Below are 14,112 nucleotides of genomic sequence, written 5' to 3' on the forward strand. Positions count from 1 at the left end.
AACGCAGGAGAATCGGCACCGCGCCGTGTCGGGGCACACAGAACAGCGGCGTGTCGCCGAAAGTCCTCGGCAACGCGCGGTGCGCGCGGTGCGCGCGGTGCGCGCGGTGCGCGCGGACGCGGGTGCGCGCTACGGCCAGCCGAGCAGCCGCAGCCCGGCAGCGGCGGCCGCTCCGACGATGACCACAACGAGGAACGGCGCCCGCAGCCAGAGCGCGATCGCGGCCGCGACGAGCGCCCCGAGCCGGGCGTCGAGCGCCAGTTGCTGCCCGGTCGCGACCGTGTTCGCGATCGTCAGGGAGGCGAGGAGCCCGATCGTGAGGATGCCGGCGACGCGAGCGACGCGCGGATTGGTGAGCCATTTGCGCGGCAGGAGGTAGCCGAGCAGCTTGGTGAGGAACCCGATGACGCAGGCCACAATCACCCAGAACCAGAGGCTCATGTGTCGCCCGCCGCGCTGGTGCTGCGGCCGGGGGAGTCCCCGCCGCGATAGGGGTCGATGTCGGGCTCCAGCCCCTCGCCCTCCGGGGCCCGCGGCGAACCGAACCAGCCGATCGCGGCGGCGACGACCGCCGCCACGAGAATCGGAATGCCGGGCGGCACGAACGGAACGGCCACGACGGTCGCGAGTGCGCAGACGACGGCGATCGCCCCCGCCTCCCGCGACCGCAGCCGCGGCCAGAGCAGCCCGAGGAACGCGGCGACCGCCGCCCCGTCGAGGCCCCAGCGCTTCGGGTCGCCCAGCGCGTCGCCGGCGAACGCCCCGACGAGGGTGAACGCGTTCCACAACACGAAAATGCCGACCCCGGCCACCCAGAACCCGCGCCGCTGCTCGAGCGGATCGGACTGGCCCGTACTCGTGGCGAGCGATTCGTCGATCGTCACGTGCGCGGCGGCGAATCGGCGCCAGCCCCGCGGGTGGAGCAGCGCGTTCAGCTGCATCCCGTAGATGGCATTGCGGATGCCGAGCAGTGCGGCCGCGCTCGCCGCGGCAACCGGGGTTCCGCCTCCCGCGATCACCCCGATGAAGGCGAATTGCGATCCACCGGAGAACAGCAACAGGCTCAGCGCCGCGGTCTGCCAGATGTCGAGCCCGGATGCCACCGACAGGGCGCCGAAGGAGATGCCATAGAGCCCCGTTGCGATCGCGATCGAGAGCCCGACCCTGGCCCCGGGGGAGTCGCGAAGACGCGTCGGCATCCGCCCATGCTATGTGCCGCCGCGCCTAGAATTGGACGAGTCTTCACGACACGACGGGACGACGGGGATGGCGCAGCGACAACGCTCACAGCTGGTTCGAACCGGGGGGACCAGATGAGCGTGCCCAACGCCGGGTTCGAGGTCGGCCTGCGCAGCCTTCGGCGGCTCTCCTCCGTCGCCGGCTTCCTGATGCTGCTCCAGGGGATGCTGCTCGTCGGCATCCTGTCGTCGACGGCCGACCGCGTGCTCGTGCCCGTCAGCGTCGACTTCCCCGGCGACACCGGCGAGAGGGTCGAGCTGTTACCGGTCGATGTCGGGCTCGCCGTCGTGGTGCTCTGCGTGCTCGTGGCCGCGGCCCGGCTGGGCGCGGTCATCCCGGCTGGCTTCACACGCCTGTCTGGGCGGCTTCGCTCGAACGACCATGCCGCGCGGTGGACCGAGTTTGCGTTCACCTCCTCGATCACGGTGTTCCTCGTCGCGCAGCTCAACGGGATCTCGGATATCGGCGCGCTCGTGGCGATCTATGCGCTCACGAGCGGCATGACCCTGTTCAGCGTGCTGCAGGAGCGGACCACCGTGCGTTCCGGGCATCCGCTGCTCCCGCTCGCCTTCGGCGCGGCGGTCGGCATCGTTCCCTGGGGTGTCATCGCGTTCCACCAGGTCGGCGCGGGCGTTGTCGGCGAAGGACCGAGCGTGATCGTGCGGGTCATCACCCTGGCCATGCTCGCCGCGGCGTTCGCGTTTGCCGTCACGCAGTGGCGCGATTCGCGCTCGGCGTTGCGTGGGACGCACGGGGTGGGCGGCGAGCGGATGCACGTCGTCCTGAGCGTCGTGCAGGCCTCGCTGTTCGCCTGGCTGGTCGTGCTCGGCGTCGTGCTGCCGGCCGGGCCCGGCTAGACGGGTTTTCGGCCCGCCCGGTGATTCGGGTCAGGCACGTGACGAGCGACCCGCGCGGGTGTTGTTCGCTCGAGTGCATGCGATTACTGCAGCGCGCGTGAACAGCGGGCGCGCAGACGGCCGCCCGGGCGGTGGTGCGCGCCGACGGCGCCGCTGCCCGCGAGCGTGCCACACTGACACTCTCGCCCACCCGCGCCGACCAGAACGGCGAAGCGTTGGAGGAAACCTGACACCGACCGCGGCCCCAGTGCGGGGCGCGCCTAAGATTCGAGAGCCCGTTCGCGGGCACCGACGTCAACGAGGACCGAAGGGGTCAACACGCATGAGCACTGGTTTCGCCACGATGTCCGTCGCCGCAATTCTCGCCGAGAGCGCCACCCGCTTTCCCGACTCCGTCGCCGTCGTGGTCGGGCCGCAGCAGACGACCTACCGTGACCTCTGGCGCGAGGCACGCGAGTATGCGGGGGCGCTGAAGGCACGGGGTATCGGACCTGGCGACCCGGTCGCGGTGCTCATTCCCAACGTCGCCGACTTCCCGCGCGTCTACTACGCAGTGCTCGCGCTCGGCGGCATCGTCGTGCCGATCCACGCGCTGCTCAAGTCGGAGGAGATCGAGTACGTGCTGCGCGACAGCGGTGCGAAGCTCATCGTCTGCGCTGCGCCCCTCCTCGGCGAGGGTGCCAAGGGCGCCGCACTCGCGGCCGTCGAGCTCGTGTCGGTCCTGATCCCGGACGACAAGGTCGACGCCCTCCCATTCACGCGACTCGAGGATGAGGCCCGCCAGGCAACGGCCATCGAGACGTACGAGCCTCGGCATCCGTTCGACACCGCGACGATCCTCTACACGAGCGGCACGACGGGTCGGCCCAAGGGTGCCGAGGGATGCCACCTCGCCCTCGTCGAGCAGGTCAACGTGCTGCTGCTCAGCACCTTCGACCTGCGGCCGGAGGACCGGGTGCTCGGATGCCTGCCCCTGTTCCACACGTTCGGCCAGACGTGCGCGATGAACGCGACGTTCCGGGCCGGGGCCACGATCGTGATGGTGCCGCGGTTCGATGGCGACACCGCGCTGGGCGTGATGATCGAGCAGCAGTGCACGATCTTCATGGGCGTGCCGACGATGTACATCGGCCTGCTCGATGCGGCATCCCGCAACGTGGAACGCCCGCCGCTGCGCTACGCCGTCTCGGGCGGCGCGGCCATCCCGGTCGCGATGATCGACAAGTTCCGTGAGGCGTTCGGAGCCGACATCTTCGAGGGGTACGGCCTTACCGAGACCTCGCCGGTCGCGACGTTCAACCACGTCGGCAGGGTGCCGCGCCCCGGAACCGTGGGCCAGGCGCTGTGGGGGGTCGAGATTGGCATCGGCAACCCTGAACTGCAGGAGTCGGTCGAGCTGCTGCCGACGGGTGAGCTCGGCGAGGTGCTCATCCGCGGACACAACCTCATGAAGGGCTACCTCAACCGGCCGGAGGAGACCGCGAAGGCGATCGTCGACGGCTGGTTCCGCACCGGCGACCTCGGAACGCTCGACGACGACGGCTACCTCACGATCGTCGACCGCACGAAGGACATGATCCTGCGCAACGGCTACAACGTGTACCCGCGCGAGGTCGAGGAGGTGCTCGCGCGGCATCCGGATGTCGCCAATAGCGCCGTCTTCGGGATCTCGCACGAGACCCACGGGCAGGAGATCATGGCCGCGGTCATGCTCCGTCCGGGAGCCCAGACGAGCGGCCAGGACCTCATCGACTTCACGATGGAGCACATCGCGTCGTACAAGTACCCGCGGCATATCCAGATCGTCGAGGCGCTGCCGCTCGGTCCGAGCGGGAAGGTGCTCAAGCGCGAGCTGGTGGCGCAGTACGGGTAGGAAGTGCGGGCGCCGGGCTAACCGGCGGCGCCAGGCGAAGCCCATTCGCCAGCGGCGATCGCGTCGGCGTACGTGCGGATGTCGGGTCCCGGCTCGTAGTCGATGAAGCGATCCTTGAGGCGCGAGTTGAGATCGGCATAGATCGCGTCGGCATTCGTGCCCGGATCTGACCCCGCGATGTCGAGCACCGCTTCGCGCAGGACCCGGTCGGCATCGTCGAGGATCTTGGCACGGGCTTCGTCGTTCCAACGGATATCGGAGGGGTTCATCCGGCCACCGTAGTTTGTTCACCTGTGGATGTTCGAGACGCGCGCGCACCGGACGGACGGTGTTCGCGCAATTTCTTGACTTAGCAAAGTACTTTGCGTGACAAAAAAGACATGACAGAAGCGACGAACCGGCTCGCCGACGATGCTCCCGCCGATCCCGCTGCGATGCTGGGGCTGCTCACCGAACAACAGCGCAGTGTCGATCGTGCGCTGCTTGCTCCGGTGCCCTGGCTCTACTTCATCTGGGGAGTCTCCTGGCTCGTCGGCTATTTCCTGCTCCTGGTGGTCTCGTCGCTCGCCCCGTTCGCCGGGCAGCCGACCAACATTCTGGTTATGTCACTTGTGGGCGGCACGGTCCTCGTGGCCGGGGCCGCCTCCTCCGCCATCGAGTTGGCCCGGCCCGCCCGTGACTGACCTCGATCCGGTGATACACGCCGCCGCGCGCCTGCGCATCACCGCGAGCCTTGCAGTCATCCCCGCGGGCGACCGAATTGCGTTCCCCCGGTTGCAGCACCTGCTCGATATGACGGCGGGCAACCTGTCGACCCATCTTCGCAAACTCGAAGACGTGAGCTACGTCACCGTCACGAAGACCCATCATGGCCGCACCCCCGCCACCTACCTCGAGCTCAGTAAGACCGGGCGGCGTGCTTTCGAGGATTACGTGGACGCCCTCCGATCGGTACCGGGAGAGAACACATGACCACCCTCGCCACCCTCGACAGCCACGGTCACGCTCTGTGGCGGAAGTCCAGCGGATGCCCGCAACCGGATGCTGCTCGGAAGCACTCCGCAGGAGACCGCGCTTCCCGCCACCCTCCGCCTCGGCGAGGTGCTCGATTTCGTCGGCGCACATTTCGCCGACCGCGCTTCCACGGCAGAGCTCGCCGACGAGTTCGGCCTCGACCAGCTCCTTCGCCGCCAGACCGGCTCGCTCTCCGGCGGGCAGAAGCGCCGCCTCAGCGTCGCGCTCGCCTTCGTCGGCCGCCCGAAGCTTGTGCTGCTCGACGAACCCACCACCGGCCTCGACGTGGACGCGCGCCGCACACTGTGGGACGCCCTCCGCTCGCAGCACGAGCGCGGTGCGACGATCGTGGTGACGAGCCACTACCTCGAGGAGATCGAGGCGCTCGCGCAACGCGTCGTCGTGATGGGAGAGGGACGGGTGCTCGCCGACGACAGCCTCGCCGGCGTCCTCGACCGGGTCGGGCTCGCGAGGGCGCGGCTCGAGTCGGGGCAGCTCGATCGTGTCGCGACCCTGCCGGGTGTCGACAGGGTCGATCCGGGGAGCGGGACATCTGCGTCCTTCTTCGTGCGCTCCTCGGATGAGTTCGTCGTCTCCCTCGTGCGCTCGGGCATCGGGTTCCGCGGACTGAGCGTGCGTGGTGCGACGCTCGAGGAGGCGTTCCTGTCGCGCACCGGCGGTGCGCGCTCTGCGGCCGGTACCAGAGCGGCTGTGCGGACGACCTCGTCGTCCACAGGGGAGGAATCCTGATGTCCACCGCCCGCCTCACCTTCGTCCACGCGAAGTACACCCTGCTCGAGACCGCGCGGGTGCCGATCGCAATCATCGGCGGGCTGGTGTTTCCGGCACTCTCGCTGCTCTTCTTCGTCAGGGGTGCTCGGACTCGCGTCAATCCTCCCGGTGATCGTGATCGGGGCCCTCGCGACCGAGGCGACCGCCGATCCCTGGCGTATTCTCGTGGGGCTCGGGGCGCTCGCCGTCGCCTCGCTGCCGTTTATGTTCCTCGGCATTGCTATCGGTTACTCGATGCCCTCGAAGGCGGCCATCGCGGTCGTTCAGGTGGCGATGTTTGGGCTCGCGTTCGCCGGTGGGCTGTTCCTGCCGCCGTTCCTGTTCGCGGACTGGCTCAACGCCCTGTCCCGGTTCCTGCCGTCGCGCCAGGCTCGCGAGTTCGTCATCTGGGCGGTGCAGGGCGGCGGGCTCGAGTCGTGGGTCTGGATGGGAATCCTCCTCTGGACCGCCGGGTCGCTTGCGCTCGCGCTGGTGCTGTTCCGGCGGGACGAGGGGCGCCGGTACCTCTGACCTGCGGGTCAGGCCCCGGAGTCCAGGTGCACGTCGCGCGCCTCGCCCTTTCGAGCCCTGGGCGAGGCGATGCGGATGCTCGCAGCGGCGACCAGCCCGCTCCACAGCATCCAGGCGATGGAGCCGACGGCATCGATGACCGCCAGTGACTGCGCGCCCTCCCACCCGCCGATGAAGCTCATCGCCGAGCCCGGGAGGGCGCCGATCAGCACGAACAGCCCAGAGACGAGCAGGCCGCAGATGAAGCCGGTCACGGGGATGCGGGGGAGAAGGGCGAATACGGCCGCGATGAGTATGCCGTAGAGCGCGGCGAGGGGCGCAAGGAAGTAGAAACCGGTGAGCAGCGCGCGGGGCGCGGCGATCACCGCTTCGGTCAGAGAGAAGCCTTCGCCCGCGACGAGCAGCTGCACGATGTTCACGCCCCACCCGCCGAGGAGCGACCCCACGGTCACGACGCTCGCATACACCAGGAGCCTGACGGATCCGGTTCTCATGATGCCAGCTTGACACAGCCGCTCCCCATTGCGGAGACGCGCGGGCGTCGTTGATGTGAGCGCCACCCCAGACCACGACCTCAGACGGCGGCCGACGCCACCGTCGCCGCGATGATGTCGATGGCTGCGGGGTCATCGATCGTCGGAGGCACGACGTAGTCCTCGCCGTTCACGATCTGCCGCATCGTCTTGCGGAGGATCTTGCCCGACCGCGTCTTCGGCAGAGCCTGGATCACCACGGCGTCCCGGAAGGCGGCGACCGCGCCGATCTGCTCGCGCATCATCGCGACGAGCTCGGCAGCGAGCTGCTCCTCGGCAATCGTCACCCCGTGCTTGAGCACGACATAGCCGACGGGCTTCTGCCCCTTGATCTCGTCGTGCACCCCGATAACGGCGCACTCCGCTACGGCCGGATGCTGCGAGAGCACCTGCTCCATCGATCCGGTCGACAGCCGGTGGCCGGCCACATTGATGATGTCGTCGGTGCGGCCCATCACGTAGAGGTAGCCTTCGCGGTCGAAGTAGCCCGAATCGCCGGTGAGGTAGTAGCCGGGGAATGCTGACAGGTAGGTCGCTACATACCGCTCGTCGCCGTTCCACAGCGTCGCGAGGGTTCCGGGCGGCAGCGGCAGCTTGATCACGATGTTGCCCTCGGCCAGGTGCGGCAGGGGAGTGCCGTGTTCGTCGACGATCCCGACCTGGAAGCCGGGCACCGGGAACGACGGGGAGCCCGCCCGCAGCGGCAGCTTCTCCAGCCCGCGCGGGCTCGCGCAAATCGCCCACCCGGTTTCGGTCTGCCACCAGTGGTCGACGACGGGCTTCTCGAGCAGCGCGGTCGCCCACGTCCAGGTGTCCGGGTCGAGGCGCTCGCCGGCGAGGAATAGCGCGTCGAGGCAGCCGAGATCGTACTTCTCGGCGAGTGTCGCGTGCGGGTCGGCCTTGCGGATCGCGCGCAGCGCGGTCGGGGCGGTGAACAGCACCTTGACCCTGTGCTCAGAGACGACGCGCCAGAACGCACCGGCATCCGGGGTGCCCACGGGCTTCCCCTCGTACAGCACGGTCGTCGCGCCCGCGATGAGCGGCCCATAGACGATGTAGGAGTGGCCGACGACCCAGCCGACGTCGCTCGCCGTCCACATCACGTCTCCCGGGTGGATGTCGTAGATGTTCTCCATCGACCAGGCCATCGCGACCGCGTGCCCGCCGTTGTCCCGCACGACGCCCTTCGGTGCTCCCGTCGTGCCCGACGTGTAGAGGATGTACAGCGGGTCGGTCGCGGCGACTCCGACGGGCGGATGCGGGGCGGCGAAGGGCGACCGCTCGTCCCAGTCCCACCACTGAGTTCCGGGGAAGCTGAACTCCGCGGCCGAGCCCGGCACCTCGGTGCGGTTCTTGACGATGACGGTGGCGACCGAGCCGGTGCTGAGGGCGAGGGCGTCGACAATCGTCGGCAGGTACTCGACGACCCGGCTCGGTTCGATGCCGCCGGATGCCGTGACGATGACTTTCGGCTGGGCGTCGTCGAGCCGGGCCGCGAGCTCCTTCGCCGCGAAGCCGCCGAAGACGACGGAGTGCACGGCGCCGAGCCTGGCGCAGGCGAGCATCGCGGTGACGGCCTGCGGCATCATCGGCATGTAGATGACGACGCGGTCGCCCTTGACGACCCCGGCGTCGGCAAGCACCCCGGCGAACCGCGCGACCTTGTCGAGCAGTGTTGCGTAGCTGTAGCTCTTCTTCTTCCCGACCACGGGAGAGTCGTAGATGAGCGCGGCGGTCTCGCCGCGGCCCGCGAGCACGTGCCGGTCGAGCGCGTTGAAGCACGTGTTCATGACGCCGTCGGGGAACCACCGGTAGAGCGGGGCCTCCGTGTCATCGAGCGCGACCGTCGGCGGGGTGTCCCACTCAATGCCGCCCGCCGCGTCGAGCCAGAAGCGCCCCGGCTCACTCTCGCTACGGGCCACGCTCTGCCGGTATGCTCCGGACGCGTGCGGGCCGCTGCTGCTGTTTTCCATCGAAATTCTCCCCATCGAGACTCGCCGAACCCAAGTGTGTATACAGAAAGTTGCTAAAGTATGGCACATTTCAGTGATTTTGCCGATAAGGTCGGAAGACTGTATACATTTGTTCCTGTTGGAGGTAAGCATGGCGGTGCCTGCACGAGCCAGTGATCGGGCCTACCTTGCCCTGCGCGGCGAGATCATCGACTGGGAGCTTCCGCCCGGCAGCATTCTCGGCGAGGTCGATCAGGCGGCGCGGCTCGGGGTCTCGCGCACTCCGGTGCGCGAGGCCCTCGCGCGGCTCACCGCCGACGGCCTCGTCGCGGCCCAGGCGGGCAGAGGGCTCGTCGTCACGGACATCTCGATCGACAACATCCGTGAGCTCTTCGAGGTACGAGAGGCGCTCGAAATGCAGGCCGCCAGGCTCGCCGCAAGCCGGGGCGAAACAGCGGTGTTCGCCGCCCTGGAGCGGGAGTTCGTCGCGGTGCCCGACCTGCTCGAGCGCGACGATCCGGCCCGGCACGCCTACTACGGCCTCGTGCAGCGTTTCGACGAGGCGATGGATGACGCCGTCGCCAACGCCTACCTCGTCGCAGCCCTGCGCAGCCTGCGCACCCATCTCGTGCGCGTGCGCCGGCTCGCGAAGGACAACCCGGCGCGGCTCTCGACCGCGGCATCCGAGCACCTCCTCATCGTGCAGGCCGTCGTCGCCGGCGACGCCGACCTGGCAGCCCACGCCACCCACGTGCACCTCCACCACGCCCTCGCGAGCGCACTCGCGTCGACCAAGCCCGCCCCCTGACACACGCGCGACCCGCCCCACGTCTTTACCGAAAGGAACCACCGTGCAGCTCCACCACGTTCGAGTCCACCGCAGCGACGAGAATCTTGCCCGAGAGGACCAGCTCGCCTGGAAGATCGCCGAGGTCGCCGTCGACCCGGTCGAGGTCACGCCCGAGGTGACCGAGATGGTCATCAACCGCTTCATCGACAACGCCGCCGTCGTGACGGCCTCGCTCACCCGCGGCCCTGTGGTGGCCGCACGCAGCCAGGCCGCGGCGCATCCGGTATCGACCGGCGGAGCGGGATCGAGCGTCTTCGGACTCGGCGAACGCCACAGCCCCGAGTGGGCTGCCTGGGCCAACGGCGTCGCCGTGCGCGAGCTCGACTACCACGACACCTTCCTCGCGGCCGAGTACTCGCACCCCGGCGACAACATTCCGCCGATCCTCGCCGTCGCCCAGCACCTCGGCTGCGACGGCCTGGCGCTCCTGCGCGGCGTCGTCACCGGCTACGAGGTGCAGGTCGACCTCGTCAAGGCGATCAGCCTGCACAAGCACAAGATCGACCACGTCGCCCACCTCGGCCCGAGCGCCGCCGCCGGAATCGGCACGATGCTCGGCCTGCCGGCCGAGACGATCTTCCAGGCCATCGGCCAGGCGTTGCACACGACGACCGCCACGCGCCAGTCGCGCAAGGGTGAGATCTCCAGCTGGAAGGCGCACGCCCCGGCCTTCGCAGGAAAGATGGCCGTCGAGGCCGTCGACCGGGCGATGCGCGGCCAGACGAGCCCCACCCCGATCTACGAGGGGGAGGACGGCGTGATCGCGTGGCTCCTCGACGGGCCGGATGCCGCCTACGAGGTGCCGCTGCCCGCGCGCGGCGAGGCCAAAGCCGGCATCCTCGACACCTACACAAAGGAGCACTCGGCCGAATACCAGGCCCAGGCGCTCATCGACCTCGCCCGGCGCTTCCACGAGAACCACCCCGAGCTGCGCGACGGGCGCCGGATCGACGCCGTCGTGATCCACACCTCGCACCACACCCACAACGTGATCGGCTCCGGCGCGAACGACCCGCAGAAGTACGACCCGACCGCGAGCCGTGAGACTCTCGACCACTCCATCCCCTACATCTTCACCGTCGCCCTCCAGGACGGCGAGTGGCACCACGAGCGCTCCTACGCCCCCGAGCGTGCGGGGCGCCCGGACACAGTGGCCCTCTGGCAGCGGGTGACGACCGCTGAGGATGCCGAGTGGACGCGCCGTTACCACTCCACTGACCCGGCCGAGAAGGCGTTCGGCGGGCGGGTCGAGATCACCCTCGACGACGGCACCCGGATCGTCGACGAGATCGCCGTCGCGGACGCGCATCCGCTCGGCGCCCGGCCATTCGCCCGTGAGCAGTACCTGACCAAATTCCGCACCCTCGCCGACGGCGTGCTCGAGCAGGCCGAGACCGAGCGGTTCCTCGAGCTCGTGCAGCGACTTCCGCAGCTGACCCCGGCCGAGCTCGGCGGGCTCAGTCTGATGCCGCGTGTGGGCCTGTTCGACTCGATCACCGCCCCGAAGGGACTCTTCTGATGCTCTACGCCACCACGACCCCGGCCGCCAAGCGCGCCGCTTTCCGCGAGCGTCTCGCGACGGGAGAGCTGCTGAGCTTGCCCGGTGCGTTCAACCCGCTGAGCGCCCGGCTCATCCAAGACAAGGGCTTCGACGGCGTCTACATCTCCGGTGCGGTGATCAGCGCGGACCTCGGCCTGCCCGATATTGGTCTCACGACCCTCACCGAGGTCGCCACGCGGGCGCGTCAGATCGCGCGCATGACCGACCTGCCGGCAATCGTCGACGCCGACACCGGATTCGGTGAGCCGATGAACGTCGCGCGCACGGTGCAGGAGCTGGAGGATGCCGGGGTCGCCGGCCTGCACATCGAAGACCAGATCAACCCGAAGCGGTGCGGCCACCTCGATGGCAAGGCCGTCGTCGATGAGGCCACCGCCATCAAGCGCATCCGCGCAGCCGTCTCCGGGCGCCGCGACCCGAACCTGCTCATCATGGCGCGCACCGACATCCGCGCGATCGACGGGATGACCGCCGCGACCGACCGGGCGAAGGCCCTCGTGGATGCCGGTGCCGACGCGATCTTCCCCGAGGCGATGGCCGACCTCGCCGAGTTCGAGGCGATGCGGGCCGCGGTCGACGTGCCGATCCTCGCGAACATGACCGAGTTCGGCAAGAGCGAGCTGTTCACCACCCGCCAGCTCGCCGACATCGGGGTGAATATCGTCATCTACCCCGTCTCACTGCTGCGGATCGCGATGGGGGCCGCGGAGCGCGGACTCGACGTTCTCCGCAGCGAGGGCACCCTCGAGCCGGTCGTCGCCGAGATGCAACACCGCGCGAGGCTCTACGAACTGCTTGACTACGAGGGCTACAACGCGTTCGACTCGAGCGTGTTCAATTTCACGGTCGCGCGATGACCTCGCCGACCGCAGCCGCCCAGAAAAGGAGCGAACCGATGACTGAACCAGAAATCCGCAAGGGCCTGAGCGGTGTCGTCGTCGACTACACCGCCGTCTCGAAGGTCAACCCCGACACCAACTCCCTGCTCTATCGCGGCTACCCCGTTCAGGAGCTCGCGGCATCCTGCATCTTCGAGGAGGTCGCCTACCTGCTCTGGCACGGCGAGCTCCCGACGCCGGACCAGCTGCTCGAGTTCGAGACGCTCGAGCGGTCGATGCGCCACCTCGACCACGCCGTCAAGCGCGTGATCGACGAACTTCCGCTCACCTGCCACCCGATGGACGTCGTGCGTACCGCCGTCAGCGTGATCGGCGCACGCGACCCGCGAGCGGAGGACTCCTCGCCGGAGGAGAACCTCGCCAAGTCGATCCGCCTCATGGCCGCGCTTCCCGCGATCATCGCCTACGACCAGCGCCGACGCCGCGACCTGCACCTCGTCGAGCCGCGCGACGACCTGGCCTACTCGGCCAACTTCCTGCACATGACCTTCGGGGAGGTGCCGGAGCTCGCCGTCGTCAGCGCCTTCGACGTCTCGATGATCCTCTACGCCGAACACTCCTTCAACGCGTCGACCTTCGCCGCTCGCGTGATCACCTCGACCCTGTCCGACCTGTACTCGGCGGTGACCGGCGCGATCGGCGCCCTCAAGGGCGCGCTGCACGGCGGCGCCAACGAAGCGGTCATGCACGTCTTCGACGAAATCGGCTCCGCAGACCGCGCCGAGGAGTGGCTCGACACCGCGCTCGCCGAGAAGCGCAAGATCATGGGCTTCGGACACCGCGTCTACAAGAACGGCGACTCCCGGGTGCCGACGATGAAGGCGGCACTAGACACCCTCATCGAGCACTACGACCGCCCCGACCTCGCCGACCTCTACGACCAGCTCGAGGCGACGATGGGCGCGCGCAAGGCGATCAAGCCGAACCTCGACTACCCGAGCGGGCCCGCGTACCACCTCATTGGCTTCGACACCGCGATGTTCACGCCCCTGTTCGTGGCGAGCCGCATCACCGGGTGGACGGCGCACATTCGGGAGCAGGCGGCATCCAACGCCCTGATTCGCCCGCTGAGCCTCTACAACGGGCCGGAGGAACGCCACATTGGCTGACGATGCGCCCGCGGCGCCCTCGGCGTGAAAGCATTGGGACATGACAGTTCCCACGATCACCCTCAATGACGGCCACGAAATCCCCCAGCTCGGCTTCGGCGTCTTCCTTGTCGAACCAGCCGACACCGAGCGGATCGTTCTCGACGCGCTCGAAATCGGCTACCGCCACATCGACACCGCCGCGATCTACCGCAACGAGGAGGGCGTCGGGCGCGCGATCGCCGCATCCGGCATCCCCCGTGACGAGCTCTTCATCACGACCAAGCTGTGGAACGCCGACCAGGGCATGGAGGCGGCGCACAACGCCATCGACGTGAGCCTCGACAAGCTCGGCCTCGAGCAGGTCGACCTGTATCTCATCCACTGGCCCACACCGAAGCGCGACCTCTACGTCGAGAGCTGGAAGGCGCTCGAGCAGATCAAGGCCGCCGGCAAGACCAAGTCGATCGGTGTGAGCAACTTCCTCGTCGAACACCTCGAAAGGGTGCAGGCGGCGAGCGACACCATCCCCGCGGTCAACCAAATCGAACTCCACCCGTACCACCAGCGTCTCGCCGAGACCTCCTACGGACACGACCACGGCATCGCCATCGAGGCGTGGGGCCCTCTCGGCCAGGGCAAGTACCCGCTGTTCGAGCTGCCGGAGATCACCTCCGCGGCGGCGGCTCACGACCGCACGCCCGCCCAGGTGGTGCTGCGCTGGCACATCCAGCAGCGCCACGTGATCTTCCCGAAGTCGAACAACCGCCAGCGGATCGCCGAGAACTTCGACCTGTTCGACTTCGAGCTCACGTCCGCAGAGCAGGCTGCGATCACCGGCCTCGAGCGCGGCGGACGTGTCGGCGGCGACCCCAACGAGGTGAACTAGACCCCGCCAGGGTCGGGGGCACTATCGACAACCAGCGACGCGAGAGGGAGTGCAC

General features: G+C 68.7%; 16 protein-coding genes. 11 read left to right on the forward strand and 5 right to left on the reverse strand.

Annotated elements, in window-relative coordinates; translation table 11 throughout:
- Positions 1 to 129: 129 nt before the first annotated feature.
- Together BHD05_RS05945 and BHD05_RS05950 are read right to left on the reverse strand one after the other, a co-directional pair.
- On the reverse strand, positions 130 to 441 hold the full coding sequence (locus BHD05_RS05945; RefSeq protein ID WP_161885623.1) for an AzlD domain-containing protein: 312 nt from the start codon (positions 439 to 441) through the stop codon (positions 130 to 132).
- Complete coding sequence (locus tag BHD05_RS05950) at positions 438 to 1,199, reverse strand: AzlC family ABC transporter permease (protein WP_161885624.1); 762 nt, start codon at positions 1,197 to 1,199, stop codon at positions 438 to 440. Before BHD05_RS05950 ends, BHD05_RS05945 begins: the two co-directional genes overlap by 4 nt.
- A 114-nt stretch (positions 1,200 to 1,313) precedes the next feature.
- On the opposite strand from BHD05_RS05950, the gene heR reads away from it, so the two are divergent.
- Both heR and BHD05_RS05960 read left to right on the forward strand, forming a co-directional pair.
- Positions 1,314 to 2,096: a heliorhodopsin HeR gene (heR, locus tag BHD05_RS05955; protein WP_161885625.1), complete on the forward strand. Its 783-nt coding sequence runs from the start codon at positions 1,314 to 1,316 to the stop codon at positions 2,094 to 2,096.
- Between the two features lie 322 nt (positions 2,097 to 2,418).
- Complete coding sequence (locus tag BHD05_RS05960) at positions 2,419 to 3,969, forward strand: long-chain-fatty-acid--CoA ligase (RefSeq protein ID WP_161885626.1); 1,551 nt, start codon at positions 2,419 to 2,421, stop codon at positions 3,967 to 3,969.
- 17 nt (positions 3,970 to 3,986) lie between these two features.
- Here BHD05_RS05960 and BHD05_RS05965 read toward each other — a convergent pair whose 3' ends face one another.
- Positions 3,987 to 4,238, reverse strand: a complete 252-nt coding sequence (locus tag BHD05_RS05965; protein WP_161885627.1) for a hypothetical protein — start codon at positions 4,236 to 4,238, stop codon at positions 3,987 to 3,989.
- Between the two features lie 111 nt (positions 4,239 to 4,349).
- Here BHD05_RS05965 and BHD05_RS15895 point away from each other — a divergent pair, with 111 nt between their 5' ends.
- From BHD05_RS15895 to BHD05_RS05985, 4 genes are all read left to right on the forward strand, one after another.
- Positions 4,350 to 4,652, forward strand: coding sequence for a hypothetical protein (locus BHD05_RS15895; RefSeq protein WP_161885628.1), 303 nt, complete (start codon positions 4,350 to 4,352; stop codon positions 4,650 to 4,652).
- Entirely contained in the window at positions 4,645 to 4,941 is a 297-nt protein-coding gene (locus tag BHD05_RS15900; protein WP_161885629.1) for a transcriptional regulator, read from the forward strand. The genes BHD05_RS15895 and BHD05_RS15900 overlap by 8 nt, the downstream gene beginning before the upstream one ends.
- Before the next feature lie 69 nt (positions 4,942 to 5,010).
- On the forward strand, positions 5,011 to 5,733 hold the full coding sequence (locus tag BHD05_RS05980) for an ATP-binding cassette domain-containing protein (RefSeq protein ID WP_161885630.1): 723 nt from the start codon (positions 5,011 to 5,013) through the stop codon (positions 5,731 to 5,733).
- A gap of 150 nt (positions 5,734 to 5,883) precedes the next feature.
- Entirely contained in the window at positions 5,884 to 6,285 is a 402-nt protein-coding gene (locus BHD05_RS05985) for a hypothetical protein (RefSeq protein ID WP_236966667.1), read from the forward strand.
- Between the two features lie 8 nt (positions 6,286 to 6,293).
- Here BHD05_RS05985 and BHD05_RS05990 read toward each other — a convergent pair whose 3' ends face one another.
- Positions 6,294 to 6,779 carry a hypothetical protein gene (locus BHD05_RS05990; protein ID WP_161885631.1) on the reverse strand — a complete coding sequence of 162 codons (486 nt, stop codon included), beginning with the start codon at positions 6,777 to 6,779 and terminating at the stop codon, positions 6,294 to 6,296.
- An 80-nt stretch (positions 6,780 to 6,859) separates the two neighbouring features.
- On the reverse strand, positions 6,860 to 8,791 hold the full coding sequence (locus tag BHD05_RS05995) for a propionyl-CoA synthetase (protein WP_161885632.1): 1,932 nt from the start codon (positions 8,789 to 8,791) through the stop codon (positions 6,860 to 6,862).
- Between the two features lie 130 nt (positions 8,792 to 8,921).
- On the opposite strand from BHD05_RS05995, the gene BHD05_RS06000 reads away from it, so the two are divergent.
- Genes BHD05_RS06000 through BHD05_RS06020 form a run of 5 tightly spaced genes read left to right on the forward strand, consistent with a single transcriptional unit; the run spans position 8,922 to position 14,057 of the window.
- On the forward strand, positions 8,922 to 9,578 hold the full coding sequence (locus BHD05_RS06000) for a GntR family transcriptional regulator (RefSeq protein ID WP_161885633.1): 657 nt from the start codon (positions 8,922 to 8,924) through the stop codon (positions 9,576 to 9,578).
- A 43-nt stretch (positions 9,579 to 9,621) separates the two neighbouring features.
- On the forward strand, positions 9,622 to 11,139 hold the full coding sequence (locus tag BHD05_RS06005; protein ID WP_161885634.1) for an MmgE/PrpD family protein: 1,518 nt from the start codon (positions 9,622 to 9,624) through the stop codon (positions 11,137 to 11,139).
- Complete coding sequence (gene prpB, locus BHD05_RS06010; protein ID WP_161885635.1) at positions 11,139 to 12,038, forward strand: methylisocitrate lyase; 900 nt, start codon at positions 11,139 to 11,141, stop codon at positions 12,036 to 12,038. The genes BHD05_RS06005 and prpB overlap by 1 nt, the downstream gene beginning before the upstream one ends.
- 38 nt (positions 12,039 to 12,076) lie before the next feature.
- Positions 12,077 to 13,189: a bifunctional 2-methylcitrate synthase/citrate synthase gene (locus BHD05_RS06015; RefSeq protein ID WP_161885636.1), complete on the forward strand. Its 1,113-nt coding sequence runs from the start codon at positions 12,077 to 12,079 to the stop codon at positions 13,187 to 13,189.
- A gap of 40 nt (positions 13,190 to 13,229) precedes the next feature.
- Complete coding sequence (locus tag BHD05_RS06020; protein ID WP_161885637.1) at positions 13,230 to 14,057, forward strand: aldo/keto reductase; 828 nt, start codon at positions 13,230 to 13,232, stop codon at positions 14,055 to 14,057.
- The last annotated feature ends 55 nt before the right edge of the window (positions 14,058 to 14,112 follow it).

Origin of the sequence: Marisediminicola antarctica (assembly GCF_009930795.1) — a bacterium.
Lineage (GTDB): Bacteria > Actinomycetota > Actinomycetes > Actinomycetales > Microbacteriaceae > Marisediminicola > Marisediminicola antarctica.

Excerpts from the sequence above, each read along its gene's own strand:
- BHD05_RS05995 (WP_161885632.1), bottom strand. The coding sequence starts at position 8,791 with ATGGAAAACAGCAGCAGCGGCCCGCACGCGTCCGGAGCATACCGGCAG.
- BHD05_RS06000 (WP_161885633.1), top strand. The coding sequence starts at position 8,922 with ATGGCGGTGCCTGCACGAGCCAGTGATCGGGCCTACCTTGCCCTGCGC.
- BHD05_RS05945 (WP_161885623.1), bottom strand. The coding sequence starts at position 441 with ATGAGCCTCTGGTTCTGGGTGATTGTGGCCTGCGTCATCGGGTTCCTC.
- BHD05_RS05990 (WP_161885631.1), bottom strand. The coding sequence starts at position 6,779 with ATGAGAACCGGATCCGTCAGGCTCCTGGTGTATGCGAGCGTCGTGACC.
- BHD05_RS05980 (WP_161885630.1), top strand. The coding sequence starts at position 5,011 with ATGCTGCTCGGAAGCACTCCGCAGGAGACCGCGCTTCCCGCCACCCTC.
- BHD05_RS06015 (WP_161885636.1), top strand. The coding sequence starts at position 12,077 with ATGACTGAACCAGAAATCCGCAAGGGCCTGAGCGGTGTCGTCGTCGAC.
- prpB (WP_161885635.1), top strand. The coding sequence starts at position 11,139 with ATGCTCTACGCCACCACGACCCCGGCCGCCAAGCGCGCCGCTTTCCGC.
- BHD05_RS05950 (WP_161885624.1), bottom strand. The coding sequence starts at position 1,199 with ATGCCGACGCGTCTTCGCGACTCCCCCGGGGCCAGGGTCGGGCTCTCG.
- BHD05_RS05965 (WP_161885627.1), bottom strand. The coding sequence starts at position 4,238 with ATGAACCCCTCCGATATCCGTTGGAACGACGAAGCCCGTGCCAAGATC.
- BHD05_RS06020 (WP_161885637.1), top strand. The coding sequence starts at position 13,230 with ATGACAGTTCCCACGATCACCCTCAATGACGGCCACGAAATCCCCCAG.
- BHD05_RS05960 (WP_161885626.1), top strand. The coding sequence starts at position 2,419 with ATGAGCACTGGTTTCGCCACGATGTCCGTCGCCGCAATTCTCGCCGAG.
- heR (WP_161885625.1), top strand. The coding sequence starts at position 1,314 with ATGAGCGTGCCCAACGCCGGGTTCGAGGTCGGCCTGCGCAGCCTTCGG.
- BHD05_RS15895 (WP_161885628.1), top strand. The coding sequence starts at position 4,350 with ATGACAGAAGCGACGAACCGGCTCGCCGACGATGCTCCCGCCGATCCC.